The organism is Pseudomonas sp. NY15356, from assembly GCF_048068175.1.
GTDB lineage: Bacteria > Pseudomonadota > Gammaproteobacteria > Pseudomonadales > Pseudomonadaceae > Aquipseudomonas > Aquipseudomonas putida_K.
Map to the genome: position 1 here is coordinate 104,959 of NZ_JBLUPW010000002.1, position 14,880 is coordinate 119,838.

A 14,880-nucleotide genomic window follows, 5' to 3' on the forward strand; every position below is an offset into this window, starting at 1 on the left:
CGTGAACGGGATTGACTGGCGGCTGAAGACATTGGGACGCCTTATCGTGCGAAAGAGGCCTGCGTCGGTACACCGCCGCAGGCCAGAAGGCGAACGCAGGCATGGCCTGCGCCCGGTCCAGGTCGGCGCTTACTTGGCGCCTTTGTTCATCTTGGCCTCGATCTGCTTGTCCACGTCGGCACGGATCTGGTCGATGCTGAAGCTCGCCGGACGCTGGCTGGGTGGGTAGTCGACGAACGTCTGCAGGAAGGCGGCCGCTCGGCGGGTGCCTTCGAAGATCAGGTAATCGTTCTTCGCCACCCAGTCGTAGTACTGGTCAGATACCACATCGGCCCGCTCATATGGGTCCATGCGCAGGTTGAACAGTTTCGGCACCCGCAGGCAGGTGAAAGGCTCGCTCCAGACCTTGAAGCCACCGGGCGCGCGCTGTTCGCAGAACACCAGCTTCCAGTCGTTGTAACGCATGGCCACAAGGTCACCGTCATCGCTGAAGTAATAGAATTCCTCGCGGGCACTCTTGTCCTTCTTGCCCGTCAGGAAGTCCAGCTGATTGTAGCCGTCCAGGTGCACTTTGAAGTTCTTGCCGCCCACATCAGCCCCTTTGAGCAGGCGCTCCTTGATGTCCGTGCTGCCTGCCGCTGCCAGCAAGGTGGGGAACCAGTCCAGCCCCGAGAACATCTGCGTGGTCACTTCACCCGCCTTGATCTTGCCAGGCCAGCGCACCATGGCCGGAACCCGGTAGGCGCCCTCCCAGTTGGAGTTCTTCTCGTTACGGAACGGCGTGGTGGCCGCATCCGGCCAAGACCACTGGTTTGGCCCGTTATCGGTGGTGTAAACGACAATGGTGTTGTCGGTCAGCTTGAGATCGTCCAGCGCTTTGAGCAACTTGCCGACATCGCCGTCGTGCTCGAGCATGCCGTCGGCATACTCGTTGCCCACCATGCCGCTCTGCCCTTTCATTGCTTCGCGTACGTGGGTGAAGGCGTGCATGCGCGTGGTGTTCATCCAGACGAAGAATGGTTTGTCAGCCTTGGCCTGTTTGTCGATGAAGTTGATCGCGGCCTGGGTAGTGTCGTCGTCGATGGTTTCCATGCGCTTGCTGTTCAGCGCACCGGTGTCTTCTATCTTGCCGTCGGCCGTGGAATGAATCACCCCACGTGGAGAAGCAGCCTTGACGAAGGGGTCGTTGGGGTCCTTCGGCCAGTAGGGACGCTCAGGCTCCTCTTCGGCGTTGAGGTGATAGAGGTTGCCGAAGAATTCGTCGAAGCCATGGTTGGTCGGCAGGTACTCATCGCGATCGCCCAGGTGGTTCTTGCCGAACTGGCCGGTCGCGTAGCCCAGGGCCTTGAGTGCCTGAGCGATGGTCACGTCGCGGTCCTGCAGGCCGACCTTGACGCCAGGCATGCCGACTTTGGAGAGGCCGGTACGCAAAGCCGACTGGCCCGTGATGAATGTCGACCGCCCTGCCGTGCAGCTGTTCTCGGCATAATAGTCGGTGAACATCATGCCTTCCTTGGCGATACGATCGATGTTCGGCGTCTTGTAGCCGACCACCCCATGCGAATAGGCACTGATGTTGGTCTGGCCGATGTCATCGCCGAATATCACCAGAATGTTCGGCTTGTCCGCGGCCACCGCCATCGAACACCCCACTATCGCCGTCGCCGCGAGTGCGAACTGCGATAACCACCTTCCTCTGCGTTTCATTGGTGCTTCTCCGTTCCAGTGACTTGTCGTGATCCACGACTGCTCAGTCGAGAGGCCCGACCGCACACTGGCGCTCTCTCGATGTCGCTGTGGTTATCAGTGCTGGTTGACGTCCTGATCGAAGGGATAGACCCGGTTCCACTCCCTGGCCATATCCACGATCACCCAGTCTTTGTTCCTGGCTTCGTCCAGTGCCTTGTCCAGCCGGCCGACCTGGCTCTGACGGTCATAAGCCCATTCGCGCTTGGCATCGGTGTGGTGCACCAGGCCTGCGAACCGGCGGCCGGGGCCGGCCATGGTCCACTGCAGCATTTGCAGGTCGCCGTCGGAGTTGCCGAAGGCGAGGATCGGCCGACGGCCGATATAGGCGTCGATACTTTCCGGCTTGCCGGCGCCATCGTCGTTGTGGGTGAGCTTGGCCAGGCGCTGTATGGAGAGCTGCCCGTCCTGGTCCTGGAAGCGGGTGGCGAAGGTGGTGCCGATCACCTGCTCCGGCGGGATGCCGTAGACTTCCTCGGCGAAGGTGCGCATGAACGCCACCTCACCGCCGGAGACGATGTAGGTCTTGAAACCGTTGGCGCGCAGGTAGGCCAACAGCTCCAACATCGGTTGGAAGACCATCTCGGTATAGGGCTTTTGGCTGCGCGGGTGCACGCTGCTGGCCAGCCAGCGACGTGCGTTCTGCTCGAAGGTGTCGTTGCTGATGCCGGTGTGGGTGGCGGTGACGATCTGCATCAGGCCACGCATACCGCTTTCGGCCAGGGTCTTGCGATCGTCTTCGAGCACCGCCTTGAACGGCTGCTGGGTCTTCCACTCCGGGTGCTGCGGGGCCAGGCGCTTGACCTCGGCCAGGGCGAACAGCACCTGGAAGTACAGGGGCTGCTCGCTCCACAGCGTGCCATCGTTGTCGAATACGGCGATACGCTCGGCGCTCGGGACGTAGTCCTTGCCCTGCTCATCGGTCACCGCCTCGACGAACGCCACGATCGCCTCGCGCGAGGCGCCGTCGTTCCACGAGGGCAGAGGCTCGGCCGCGTGGGCCGCCAAGGGCAGCAGCAGGCAGAGGGTGAACAACCAGCGCGCCGGGCGCGAAGCGAAATTCAAGTGCATGTAACTTCCTTGATCGATGCAGCTGGCATGACGCCGAATTCAGGGGTTGAGCTTCTTCAGGCCATGTCGGCCGGATGATGGCCGGTTTTGCTCGGTAACCGTACGTCGCAGCGCCGGCAACGTGTCTACCACCTGGGCTGCTGTGGCGGCCTGCCGAAGCGAAGCGCCGTAACGGGCTCCCAAGAAAGCTAGCAAACATTTGGAAACAGCAGCGGGTAACGAAGGAAGACCTGTACTCATTTCGCGACACCCTGTCGTGCGTCTGATCCATAGGTACAGGGCGCTCAGTTGTGGCGGTTCCTGGCGCAACTGACCGGGTATCTGCCGCCAGGCATGCTCGGCGCTGGCCAACCAGGCCGCCTTGCGCCGTTGCCGCCAGCGCCCCCAAGCGTCCCGCAACGTCAGATACCAACCCCGCCCGAAATAGACCAGGCCGCCCAGCAGCACCAACGCACAGGCCGCCAGCAGCCAATGGCTGGCGATATGAACCCGAGCTGTCCGGCCCAGCGCACGCAAGTCGTCGCTTATGGAAAACGGTGCCTGGTATACCGCGGCGTCCGAAGCCTCCAGTTCCAGCGCGGGCACGCTCGCCGAGTGGGCTTCGCCGCTGTCGGCATCCCACCACTGCAGTTCGATGGGCGGCAGGCGGTAGTGCCCGGCCTCGGTCACCACATAGGTGACGGCATCTTCGCGCTGGCCGCCGCTGATACCGCCACGGCCATCGCTCAACGGCGCGACCACCGGAGGCTGCACATAGCGTCGCAGCCCGTCGATCTCGCTGAAGGCCGGCGCAGGAATCAACATCGCCTGGGCACCTTCGGCCCGTACCTGCAGCCGCCGGGTGACACTGTCGCCCACGCGCAGCGGCTGGTGGGAATGTTCCAGTTGCTGCGTGAACTGCAGCGCGCGGGCGACCAGATGCCGCCCCTGCCCGGCCCCGGCGGGCTGCCGGGCGACGAAGTGTTGTGGCGGGCTCTTCACCATCACCGGCCCACTGCCCTGCCCTGGTGTGACCTGGATGGCCAACGCCGGGATATCGAAGGGTTTGGCCTGCTGCGGCGTGATCTGGTAGCTCAGGCGCAAACCAAAGAACGCCTTGCCATCGATCCGCTCGTTCAGGTGCGTGGCTTCACTGCTGGGCGCGGCCACGACGGCTCCGTCCAGTTTCAAGGCCGGCAGCTGCGGCGCGGCATCGAACCAGGTATCGACCAGCAGGTCGACCTGCAAGCTCACCGTGCCGCCGACCAGCACCGTATCGGCCGGCAGCAGTTGGCTGCGCACGCGCACCTCGGGCTCTGCGGCCTGCACCAACAGTGGCACCAGCAGTATCCACAACAGGCGTTTCATGGCATAGCCTCCGTGGCGGTTGGGCGAGCGGCGTCCTGGAGCAGGAACTTGCGCTTGAGGAACTGGGCCGGCGAGGTGTTGAGGTTGTCCAGCCACGCCTGGTCTGAGCCCTGTCCGGCCGCGGTGCGCTGGACGTCCTTGCCTTTCCCGGAGGCGTTGTCGAGCAGCACCTTGTCGGCCTTCTCGTCTGGCGGCCCCGCCTCCTGCTGGCCTTCGCGGTCCTTTAGCAGCGCCTGGGCCAGGGCCAGGTTGGCGCTGGCCTCGGGGAACTGCGCCTGGCGCTGCAAAGCCTGCTGATAGGCCGCGATCGCCTGGTCGAACTTCGACAAGCGCACGTAGGCATTGCCTTGGTAGAAGTACGCAATGGCCGTGTCCAGCTGCGCCAAGCTGTCCAGGGCCGTGTCGTAGTCGGCCGCGTGGTAGGCCGCCACGCCCTTCCAGTAAGGGTTGGCAAAGTGCTCGGCCGCCTCGGGGTAGTGCTGCTGCTCGTATGCCCAGCGCCCCTGTTGGTCGGGCGTGAAGAAGGCGTCGGCCAGCGCGCCGGCGTGGGCCGGCTGCGGGCCTGAAGCAACGCCCAACGCGACCAGCCAGGCTCCCAGCCAGTGCACGCGCCAGCCACGGCGCATGCCCAGCAACGCCAACGTCAGCAACGGCCAGCACAGCCAGTAGCCTGCGTCTTTCCAGTGCAGTGGCTGCCCGTCGTCCTGGGCGGCCTGGAAATGCTGCTGGGCATGCAGCTCGATCCAGTCGAGGTCGTCATCGTCCAGGGTCAGGCTGCCCAGGGGCGCGTCCGCGGCCTCGGCGAGCTGCTTCAAACCCTCGGCATCGAAGGTGGCGCGCTGGGTCCGGCCACTGGCGTCGGTGCTGGGGCGGCCCTGGGCGTCATGCACCACCCCGGCCTGAGGGGTACCGACGGCAAGCACCAGCACCTGCAAACCACTGCCGCGCACCTGCTTGCCGATCGCGTCGAACTGGCTGGCGTCGGCACCATCGGTGACCAGCACCAGCGTGCCGGGGGCGTTCTCGGCCACCAGCAGGCGCTTGGCCAGAACCACCGCGCCGAGGGCATCCTTGCCGGGTTTGTCGATCAGCGTGGTGGACAAGGCCTGGAGGAAGCTGTCGAGCAAGGCTGGGTCGTCGGTCGGTGGCAGCACCAGGTGGGCGCTGCCGGCATATGCGATGAGCGCCGTGCGGCTGCCGGCGCGCCGCTGGATCAGGTCATGCAGCTTGTTGCGCGCGGCAGCCAAGCGTGAAGGCGGGACATCGTCGGCGTCCATCGAGGGCGAAAGATCCAGGGCCAGGATCATCGCTGCCCGATTGTCGAGGAAGGCCGGTTTGTCCTGCTCCCAGGTCGGCCCGGCCATGGCGACCGCACCCAGGGCCAGCATCGCTCCCAGCAGGTGCACCGGGCGAAAACGCTGCTGCTCCCCGGGCGTGATCAGCAGATGCTCGACCAGGTGCGGGGCGATGATGCCCTCCAGGCGTCGCAGCAGGTTGTGGCGGCGTGCCCACAACCAGGGCAGCAGCAGGCCCGGGACGATCAGCAGCAACCAGAGCGGCCGCAGGAAATGAAAGGCACTCAGATCGATGTCCATATCAACGCTCGGTCCTGGTCAGGTGTGCAGGGCTCGCCCGGCGCGCAGTGGCCAGGGCAGCCACGCCATGGCCCAGCAACAGGGCCAGCAGCGCAGCACCCAGAGGCCACCAGAACAGGTCGCGCCTGGGTTGGTGGCTGAAGGTCTTCACCCGGTGCGGCGTGATGTGGTCGAGCGTGGCATAGACCTGCTGCAGCGCGTCCCGGTCACCGGCACGGAAGAACCGGCCGCCAGTGGCCTGGGCGATGTCCTGCAGTGCCTGCAGGTCGACCTTCGCCTCGCCGCTGGCTTCGGGGTCACCAATGCCGATGGTGTGCACCACGATGCCGCGATCCCGGGCCATGCGGGCGGCGTGGTCCGGTGTGATGGCGCTGCCGGTGTCGTTGCCGTCGGTCAGCAGGATCAGCACCTTCTCCTGCTCCTTGGCCTTGTCCAGCAGCTTGATGGTCAGCCCGATCGCGTCACCCAGGGCAGTATTGGGGCCGGCCATGCCGATACCGACCTCATCAAGCAGGATGCCCAGGCTGGCGTGGTCCAGGGTCAGCGGCGCCTGGGGGTAGGCACCGGTGCCGAACACGATCAGGCCGATACGGTCGTCCTTGCGCCGGGCGATGAAATCCCGCACAACCCCTTTGACCGCCTGCAGCCGGTCCACGCGTTGGCCGGATGGGTCCGTGTAGTCGGTGGTGGCCATGGATTGGGATATGTCGATCGCCAACATCAGGTCGCGCACCGGTCGCTCGCGCTCGATGGGCTTTTCCACCAGCACCGGCCGCGCGCAGGCCACCAGCAGCAGCACCCACACCGACAGGTTCAGCAGCAGTTGCCAGCGTCCGCCGCCCGCACGGGCGGTGCCCGGCTCCTGGCCCACGGCACGGCTCATGGCAGCGAAGAACGGCACGCGCAAGGCGCTGCGCGACTCGCGGTAGGTGGCCAGGTAACGCCAGGCCAGCCAGGGCAAGGGCAGCAGCAACAGCAGCCAGGGGTACTCAAGTTGCCACATGGTGCACCTCGATCCATTGCCGGCAGGTCGCGATCAATGCCTGAATGTCGCTGTCGGCCATTGCCACTATCTGGTCCGCCGGGGCATAGGCCAGCAGTGCCAGCCGTCGCGCCAGCTGCCCGGGCAGCTGTACTCGGCTATGGCGTTGCAGGAAGGCTTGCCAGTCATCGCCGCCCAAGGTCGCGACCGGCCCCTGACCGGGCATCGAGAGCGCCACGCGCTTGAGCAGTTGCGGCACTTCGCGCAGGGCCGCCAGGCGTTGCACAGGATCGTTCAGCGCTTGGGCCAGCACCTCCAGGCGAGCCAGGGCCTCGCGGCGATAGAGATTGCGCCGCCAGCGCAGGTAGCGCCAAGTGGCCAGGCCTCCGGCCAGAGCCAACACCGCCACCAGCAGCACCAACCACCCCCAGGTCTGCGGCCAATAGCTGACGTCGATCGCCGGCAGCGGCAGTTCGCGCAACTGGTCGATGCTCGGCGTGCTCACCTGGCTCATCGCGTCACCGCCGAAAGCCGTCCCAGCTCCGCACGCAGCTGCTCCAGGCTGTCGCGCCCGGTGCTGAACATCATCAGCGGTACCTGGCTGCGCCGAAGCAGCGTGGCGACGTCCTTGAGCCGCCCCGAGAGGAAATCCCCAAGCGGGCGGTGCACCTGGCGCCGTTCGATCTCCAACTCCACCTGGACCTGGCCCTGGGTAACGGTCACCCGCCCGCGGTCGGGCAACTGCAGAGCGATCGGATCGAACACCTGCAGGGCCAGGACATCGTTGTGCGCGCCCAGCTGACGCAGCAGTTGCAGGGTCTGCGGCGACACGCCGGCGAAGTCGCTGACGATGACGATCAAGTGATCGTGCCCGGCGATGCCCAGGCACTGGCGCAACACCCTGTCGAGCTGACCCGGCTGTTCCTCGTCGGTTTGCGAGGCATGCAGTGCCTGGTTGTGGCGCACGATCGCCGCGCACAATGCCTCCACCCGCGCCCGGCTGCGCAGCGGGCGGATCGTCTCGATGGCCTGGTCACCGAACACCAGCCCGCCCACCCGATCGCCGGCATGCAGCGCCATCCAGGCCCCGATCGCCCCCAGTTCGGCAGCGGTGACCGACTTGAAGCTGCGCTGCGAACCGAAATACATGCTCATGCGCTGGTCCACCAGCAGCAGCGTCGGGCGGTCGCGCTCCTCGGTGTAGCTGCGCACGAACGGTTTGCTGTAGCGCAGCGATGCCCGCCAGTCCAGGTGACGCAGGTCGTCCCCGGGGGTGTACTGGCGCAGTTCGTCGAAGCTCAGCCCACGGCCGCGCAGGCGCGCGGCATGGCTACCGGAGAGCACGCTGGACAGCGGTTGGCGTGACAGGAAGCTCAGGCCGCGCACGCGATGCTCAAGCAGCATCAGCTGCTCCAGCGAGGCGTAGACGGCGCCGTCGGCGACCACGGGCTTGTGCATGGCGCCCCCTCAGGCCGGGACCGCGACGGTGTCGAGCAGGCGGTCCAGCACTTGGTCGGCGCTGATGCCATCGGCCACGGCGTCATAGGACAACAGCAGACGGTGGCGCAACACCGGGTGCAACACCGCGCGCACATCGTCTGGCGTCACATAGTCGCTGCCCGCCAACCAGGCATGAGCCCGGGCGACCCGGTCCAGGCTGATGCCGCCACGGGGGCTGGCTCCGACCTTGATCCAGCGCTGCAGGTCGGCGTCGTAGTCCGCCGGGTGGCGGGTGGCGTTGATCAGGTCGATCAGGTAGCGGTCGATGGCTTCGGACACATGCACCGCCCCGACTTCGCGGCGCGCCGCGAAGATCGTCTCCTGCGCCACGGGCGTTGCGGTTTCGCCATGGCCGCCGGCCTGCTGGCGATGTTCCTCTCCACGTACCAGCCGCAACACCTGCGTCTCATCCTCGACCTTGGGGTAGTCGATCAGCAGCTTCATCAGGAAGCGGTCCATCTGCGCCTCGGGCAACGGGTAGGTCCCCTCCTGCTCGATAGGGTTCTGCGTGGCCAGCACCATGAACAGCCCGGACATCGGGTGGGTTTCCCCCGACACGGTGATCTGTCGCTCCTCCATGGCCTCGAGCAGTGCCGCCTGGACCTTGGCCGGTGCGCGGTTGATCTCGTCGGCGAGGATCACGTTGCCGAACAGCGGGCCGGGCTGGAACTTGAGCTGGTTGCCGGTATCGGTCTGCTGGAGGATCTCGCCACCGGTAATGTCCGACGGCAGTAGGTCGGGGGTGAACTGGATGCGGCTCATGCGTGCGTCCAGGTGGGTTGCCAGGGCCTTGACCGTGCGGGTCTTGGCCAGGCCGGGCAGGCTTTCGAGCAGCACATGCCCGTTGGCCAGCAGGCCCAACATGATATGGCGGATGGTCCGCTCCTGGCCCAGTACCTGAAGCCCCACCTGGGCCTCCAGGCTGGTGATCTCTTCACGAATGGTCACTGTCGTTTGTCCTTGGCTTGCGTCAACTGCGCGATGAGTCGACTTCCCTGCGGTGACGTGCCCGGGGTGAACCGCCCGGGCACACGGCCCAGCCACCGTGCAGATGAAGATGCTTGGTAAATCTAGTTCACATGTCCTTGTTCGCCATCGAAAAATACCCAGGCGGCTGTCGTGTAAAGAACATCCCTCGCCAGTCAATCCTTATCGGCTGCAACTATGGCTGTGCCGGTGGCAGGCGTGGGTCCTGCGGCGCAACCTTGCGCATGCGCTGTGCGTACGCGTCGGCCTGGCGAGTTTCACCGGCCGTGGCATGCAGGTAGACCAGGGCGTAGAGCAGGTCCGGGTCTTCGGGCGCCGCCTCCAGGCCCTTGTGCAAGGTCCGCAGCGCCTCGTCGCGCCGGTTCAGCTGGGCCAGCAGCAGCCCTTGGTTGTAATAGACCCGCGCGTTGCCCGGCATCTCCCGGGCGGCAACATCCAGCCAGGGTAGGCTCTCCTGCGCCTTGCCCTGCTCGACCAGCAGCAACGCCAGCATGTAGGCGAGGTTGCCGTGATCGCCCGCCGGCATGTCCTTGAGTGCCAGGCCTTCGCGCAGCACCGTCTGTGCCTGGTCGAGTTGCCCCGCGCCACTGTACAGGGTGACCAGGTTGACCCTGGCGGGTGAGAAGTGGGCGTCCAGGCGCAGCGCCTGGTGATACTGCTCGATGGCCTCAGCCTGGCGGCCCAGACGCTGCAGCAGCACGGCCAGGTTGAGCCGGCCGCCGGGCAGGTCGGCGTTGTCGCGCAGGCGCCGCTCGTAGTCGGCCAGCTGTGCCGCGTAGCCCTCCCGGCGCTCGGCCGGCAGCGCTTGCGCCGGCACATCGGCCAGGGCGCGCACGGCTTCGTCGCGCACCGCCAGCAGCGGGTCGTCGAGCAATGGCAGCAACTGCTTGACGCGGGCTTCGGGCGGAACCCGGGCGAAGCCCGCAGCGGCATAGGCGCGCACCACGCCCTCCTTGGAGTTGAGCGCCCAGCTCAACGGGGTGATGGCCGGTGCGCCCAGCTCTGTCAGTTGCTGAGCTGCCGTCGCCCGCACGAGCGCTGGCTTGCCGATATCGGCGATGACCGCCGTCAACAAGCTCAGGCGGTCGCCCTGGCCGGTGCGCACGGCATGCAAGGTTTCTCCGTAATGGGGCGGACGCTGGGGTGTGCCGAACCAACCCTCGATCGCCGTGGCGGCCCATGCAGGTTGCCTGTCGGTGTGGCAGGCGGTGCAGGCATCGGGGCTGGCGGTCTTGTCCGCCAGGTCCGGTCGTGGTATCCGCAGGCTGTGGTCACGCCGAGGGTCGACCACCATGTAGGTCTTGCTCGGCATATGGCAGTTGACGCATTGCGCACCCGGTGAGCCCTGGGCGTGGTGATGGTGCGCCGGGCTGTCGTAGTCCTTGGCCTGCAGGCTGGGGAAGCGGCTGGTGGGTGGGTTGGCGTTGTGGCATTGCTGGCAGAGGCCATTGCCCTCGATCTTCACCCGGGTGGTATGCGGATCGTGACAGTCGGTGCAGCTCACCCCGGCGGCGTACATCTTGCTCTGGGTGAAGGAGCCATACACGTACACCTCGCCGTCGATCTGCCCGTCGGCGTGGTACAGGCCCTCGCGCAAGGTCGCCGGCAGCGAAGCATCGAGCTGGGGCTTGCCCGGCTGCTGGCCCATGCCCAGGGATTGCCGGCGGCTGTGGCAGAAGGCGCATTGCTCGATCAGGCCCTTACCGTCGAGGCCCTTGAAGTCCACCGCCAGCCCCATCTGGGCCGGCGTGACGCCGCCCTTGGCCTCGTTTTTGGCCTGTTTGGCCCAGTCCACATGCGCCTGGGAGGGGCCATGGCAGCCCTGGCAACCCACGGTTTGCTCCTGCCAGGTGGTGGCGTAGCTGTCCTGCTTGTCATCGTAGTGCTTGAGCAACCGCGTGGAGTGGCAGTCGGCGCACATGGCATTCCAATTCTGGTAGCGCCCGGTCCAGTGCAGCGCATCGTCGGGAGCGAAGCGCTGCCCGGGGTACAGGGAGAACCAGCGTTGCCCGCCCTGTGCCTTGGGTCGGGTGTCCCAGGCGATGGTCAGCGCCTGCAGGCGCCCGCCGGGCAGTTCCACCAGGTACTGCTGCAACGGGTGGTAGCCGAAGGTGTAGCGCACCTTGAAGTCCGCGGGCTTGCCATCGGGGCCCTCGGTACGCACGTAATAGCCTTCGCCCTTGCGCTGGAACCGCGCCTTGACCCCGTCCTCCTCGAAGCTACGGCCATCGAAGGCGCCCAGCACGCTCTGGGCGCTGGCCACGCGCATGGCCCAGGCATGGTCCGAGTCCTTCCATTGCGCGGCCTGCGCCTGGTGGCACCCCTTGCAGCTGGAGGCGTCGGCATAGCCCTCCCGGTCCTTCGCCTGGCCCGGGGAGGTCCCGGCCTGCTGCGCCCAGGTGGCCATGGGCGCGAACAGCAACAGGCACAACAGCATCAACAGGGGGTGACGATACACTCGGTTTCCTTACTCATGCGCGATGAGGGTGATGAATCGGCAGGGATGCCTTCGATGGCGGGTTTCACCCGTCCTGCTCCGGCACTGCCGGGGCCGTGTGCCAACGCTCCGGCGGGACGAACTTGGCCTCTTGTGGGTCTGCCAGGTAGTGAGGCGACATGATCTGCACACCATATTCGTTGAACACGTCCTGGATGTTGGCGTGCAGCATGCTCAGCAGTTCCGCGCGCGGGCGCGGCTCGCTGGGGACGGCCTGGGCGACCAGGCGGTATTCGGGGTAGAAGTCGCTCAACGCGGTCTGGAACACCTGGGGCGCGGGCTGTTCGAGGATGCCGTGGGTACGCCGCGCCGCCTCGACCAGCATGGCGTGCACCTGGCGCCATGGCGTGTCATAGCCGATGGTGACCACCGTATCGACGATGTACCCTTGGCCGACGACGATGCGCGAGTAGTTCTTCGTGACGGACCCGGTGATCATCGAGTTGGGGATGGTCAGCACCTCGCCCAGGCCGGTGCGGATGGTGGTGGTGAACATCCCCACTTCCATCACCGTGCCCTCGTACTCGCCTACCCGCACGAATTCCCCCACCCGCAGGGTACGGGTGTAGGTGAGGATCAGGCCGGCCACACCCTGGCCTACCACACTGGTCGCGCCCAGCGAAATCATCAGGCCCAGCAGCACGGACAGGCCCTTGAAGGCGTCGCTGTCCGAACCCGGCAGGTACGGGTAGGCCATGACCAGGGCGAACAGCCAGATGGCCAGCGACACCAGGCGCGTGGTGGGTTGCAAGGTTTCGGCCGTCAGCCAGCGCAGGGTCCCGGGGCGCGACATGCGCTCCAGGGCGCGCTTGCAGAACCCGCTGACACCCCGGGCGATGAAGAAGATCGACAGCGCCACGGCCACGCCCGGGATCGCGTCGAGTATCCCCGACAGCAGGTAGTCGACCAGCCGCAGCAGATACACGTTCAGGCTCTCTCCCCATGGTCGGGTATAGGGGAACTGCGACAGCACGAAGCTCATCCACTGGTAGCTGAACAGCAACAGCAGCAGCCAGTACAGCAACCACAGCAGGCGATCGACCAGGTAATAGAGGTTCTGCAGGTCGAACAAGGGCATCTGCCCTACCCGGAACACCTGCGAATGCTTTCCCATCAGGGGCAGCAGCAGGCCGAGCAGCTTGCGCCGGATCGCTCGAGTGCCCTTGAGCAGCAGCAAATAGATGAAGGTCGCCAATGCCGAATAGCCTGCGGCCTTCAACAGGAAATGCAGGCTGCGTGCCTGGCCGGTCTCGGTCACCACGGTGCGCAGGTTGCTGGCTGCCTGCTCTGCCGCTTCACGCACCGACACGCTGCCGGGCAGCACGTCCAGCGGCGCGATGATGAAGGCCCGGCGATCACCGAGCAGTATCAGGTAGCTGTTGAGGACCGGCTCGACGCGCACTTCGAGCGTGTCGTCCGCCCCTTGCAAGGCCTCGTCGACCACCGCTGCGGCGCGCTTGGCACGGGCCGCGGGTGTTTCGCCCAGCAAGGTGGCATGGAACGTCATGATGGGTCGGTTGGCGATCTTCAGTTGGGCCGGCTCCCCCAGCACGCCCTCCACCGAGGTGCTGTCCTCGGACATCGCAGGGGATGAAGCAAACATGAACAGCGACAACAACGCACCGAGCAACAGCAGCGACTTCATGCTGATCCAGCACCTCATTCCCACGCTCCTTGTCCCCTCGGATGATCCGCTTCACGTTCTACCGACCGAATGGACTTTAGCGTAGTCAAATTTCGGTTGACTGCGTCGGACCGATAACCAATGCATGACACCACGCCGCGCAAGCCCGGCGCACCCCGCGTTCGTTCCTCGCCCCCACGCCACCAAGCCATGCAGGCCGGCCCATGCTCGGCAGGCATTCAGGTCACCCACGCAATACCGGCCCGCCAAGGTGGCTTACGCCGAAAAAGCTGTCGTGATCGGAGAGTACTGGGCCGATGCCCCGTGCAAGTCTGATCCAGACTGTTGCGTCAAACGGAACGGCAAAGGACGCGAACGGACCATGGCAAGCAACAAGACCCCCGCTACGACCAGCCCCAAAGAGCTGCTGGATGTATTGATACGGGCGGGGTTGATCACCGTCCTGGCGTTGTTCTGCTACCAGATCTTCTATCCCTTCCTCGGTGTCATGATCTGGGCCGTGATCCTGGCAGTGACCTTGAACCCACTCAACCTGCGCATCGCTCAATGGCTGGGCGTTTCCGTGGGCAAGGCCGCCACCCTGCTGGTGCTGTTGATCCTGCTCTGCCTCATGGTGCCGTTGGGCTTTCTCGGTGAGTCCATGGCCGGCTCGATCCAGGCTGCCCTGCAGTCGGTCCATGAATGGAACCTCGCCATCCCCGCGCCCTCGGAGGCCGTGCAAGGCTGGCCACTGATCGGCGAGCCGCTGTACCGCATCTGGCTACATGCCTCCGAAGACCTTTCCTGGGCCTTCCAGCAAGCCGCACCGCACCTCAAGGACGTGAGCCGCCTGGTGTTGCTCAAGCTGGCCGGTGTGGGCAGTGGTGTCCTGGTGTTCATCCTGGCGCTGATCATCGCCGGGCTGTTCCTTGCCAATGGCGAACGCAGCGCACGCCGGGCCGTGGCCATTTCCCAGCGAATCTTCAACCCCGAACGGGGCGCCGAACTGGCCAGCCTATGCGCCGCCACCATCCGTGCGGTGGCGCAGGGCGTGGTGGGCATCGCCTTCATCCAGATGCTGCTGGTCGGCATCGGCCTGGTGGTGATGGGCATCCCCGCCGCCGGGCTGCTGGCCCTGCTGGTGCTGTTGCTGGGGATCATGCAACTGCCGGTGCTGCTGGTCACCTTGCCCATCGTCATCTATGTGTTCAGCCAGCAAGGCGCCAATGCCGCGACCATCGTGTTCGCCATCTGGACCATTGCCGCCGGGCTCTCGGACAACGTGCTCAAGCCCTTGATGCTCGGCCGCGGGGTGTCGGTACCGATGCCCGTGGTGCTGATCGGCGCCCTCGGCGGGATGATCAGCCACGGCTTCATCGGCCTGTTCATCGGGCCGGTGATCCTGGCCATCGGCTATGAGCTGTTCAATTCCTGGGTCGGCCAGGCCTCGGCCGCACCTGGAAAGGCCGACACCCTGCCCGACGACGAGCTGGCCGATACCCACCCAAGCGAGCGTTGATCCGCGCGAAGC

Annotated in this window: 11 protein-coding genes; 1 reads left to right on the plus strand and 10 read right to left on the minus strand. The window is 65.7% G+C overall.

Features of this window, described 5'->3' with window-relative positions; genetic code table 11:
- Positions 1-129: 129 nt before the first annotated feature.
- The 10 genes from ACNFCI_RS03155 to ACNFCI_RS03200 all read right to left on the minus strand — a co-directional run bounded on the left by ACNFCI_RS03155 (position 130) and on the right by ACNFCI_RS03200 (position 13,388).
- Positions 130-1,707, minus strand: coding sequence for an arylsulfatase (locus ACNFCI_RS03155; RefSeq protein WP_084858888.1), 1,578 nt, complete (start codon positions 1,705-1,707; stop codon positions 130-132).
- Between the two features lie 96 nt (positions 1,708-1,803).
- Entirely contained in the window at positions 1,804-2,817 is a 1,014-nt protein-coding gene (locus ACNFCI_RS03160) for an HAD family hydrolase (protein ID WP_084858889.1), read from the minus strand.
- Between the two features lie 39 nt (positions 2,818-2,856).
- On the minus strand, positions 2,857-4,164 hold the full coding sequence (locus ACNFCI_RS03165; protein WP_368829313.1) for a hypothetical protein: 1,308 nt from the start codon (positions 4,162-4,164) through the stop codon (positions 2,857-2,859).
- Complete coding sequence (locus ACNFCI_RS03170; RefSeq protein ID WP_416767395.1) at positions 4,161-5,759, minus strand: VWA domain-containing protein; 1,599 nt, start codon at positions 5,757-5,759, stop codon at positions 4,161-4,163. The genes ACNFCI_RS03165 and ACNFCI_RS03170 overlap by 4 nt, the downstream gene beginning before the upstream one ends.
- A 1-nt stretch (position 5,760) precedes the next feature.
- A complete protein-coding gene (locus tag ACNFCI_RS03175) occupies positions 5,761-6,762 on the minus strand; it encodes a vWA domain-containing protein (RefSeq protein WP_324812483.1) in 1,002 nt (333 codons plus the stop codon).
- Complete coding sequence (locus tag ACNFCI_RS03180; protein ID WP_368829315.1) at positions 6,749-7,255, minus strand: DUF4381 domain-containing protein; 507 nt, start codon at positions 7,253-7,255, stop codon at positions 6,749-6,751. Before ACNFCI_RS03180 ends, ACNFCI_RS03175 begins: the two co-directional genes overlap by 14 nt.
- A complete protein-coding gene (locus tag ACNFCI_RS03185) occupies positions 7,252-8,199 on the minus strand; it encodes a DUF58 domain-containing protein (RefSeq protein ID WP_324812886.1) in 948 nt (315 codons plus the stop codon). Before ACNFCI_RS03185 ends, ACNFCI_RS03180 begins: the two co-directional genes overlap by 4 nt.
- Before the next feature lie 9 nt (positions 8,200-8,208).
- Positions 8,209-9,189: an AAA family ATPase gene (locus ACNFCI_RS03190; protein WP_368829316.1), complete on the minus strand. Its 981-nt coding sequence runs from the start codon at positions 9,187-9,189 to the stop codon at positions 8,209-8,211.
- 214 nt (positions 9,190-9,403) lie between these two features.
- Positions 9,404-11,665 (minus strand): tetratricopeptide repeat protein, encoded by a 2,262-nt coding sequence (locus tag ACNFCI_RS03195; protein ID WP_416767457.1) that lies wholly within the window; start codon positions 11,663-11,665, stop codon positions 9,404-9,406.
- Between the two features lie 85 nt (positions 11,666-11,750).
- The gene (locus ACNFCI_RS03200) at positions 11,751-13,388 is read right to left on the minus strand and encodes a mechanosensitive ion channel family protein (protein ID WP_416767399.1); all 1,638 of its coding nucleotides are present in this window, start codon (positions 13,386-13,388) and stop codon (positions 11,751-11,753) included.
- 343 nt (positions 13,389-13,731) lie between these two features.
- On the opposite strand from ACNFCI_RS03200, the gene ACNFCI_RS03205 reads away from it, so the two are divergent.
- On the plus strand, positions 13,732-14,868 hold the full coding sequence (locus tag ACNFCI_RS03205) for an AI-2E family transporter (protein WP_324812892.1): 1,137 nt from the start codon (positions 13,732-13,734) through the stop codon (positions 14,866-14,868).
- The last annotated feature ends 12 nt before the right edge of the window (positions 14,869-14,880 follow it).

Coding starts and splice junctions, on each gene's coding strand:
- ACNFCI_RS03155 (WP_084858888.1), bottom strand. CDS start 1,707: ATGAAACGCAGAGGAAGGTGGTTATCGCAGTTCGCACTCGCGGCGACG.
- ACNFCI_RS03160 (WP_084858889.1), bottom strand. CDS start 2,817: ATGCACTTGAATTTCGCTTCGCGCCCGGCGCGCTGGTTGTTCACCCTC.
- ACNFCI_RS03165 (WP_368829313.1), bottom strand. CDS start 4,164: ATGAAACGCCTGTTGTGGATACTGCTGGTGCCACTGTTGGTGCAGGCC.
- ACNFCI_RS03170 (WP_416767395.1), bottom strand. CDS start 5,759: ATGGACATCGATCTGAGTGCCTTTCATTTCCTGCGGCCGCTCTGGTTG.
- ACNFCI_RS03175 (WP_324812483.1), bottom strand. CDS start 6,762: ATGTGGCAACTTGAGTACCCCTGGCTGCTGTTGCTGCTGCCCTTGCCC.
- ACNFCI_RS03180 (WP_368829315.1), bottom strand. CDS start 7,255: ATGAGCCAGGTGAGCACGCCGAGCATCGACCAGTTGCGCGAACTGCCG.
- ACNFCI_RS03185 (WP_324812886.1), bottom strand. CDS start 8,199: ATGCACAAGCCCGTGGTCGCCGACGGCGCCGTCTACGCCTCGCTGGAG.
- ACNFCI_RS03195 (WP_416767457.1), bottom strand. CDS start 11,665: ATGCTGTTGTGCCTGTTGCTGTTCGCGCCCATGGCCACCTGGGCGCAG.
- ACNFCI_RS03200 (WP_416767399.1), bottom strand. CDS start 13,388: ATGAGGTGCTGGATCAGCATGAAGTCGCTGCTGTTGCTCGGTGCGTTG.
- ACNFCI_RS03205 (WP_324812892.1), top strand. CDS start 13,732: ATGGCAAGCAACAAGACCCCCGCTACGACCAGCCCCAAAGAGCTGCTG.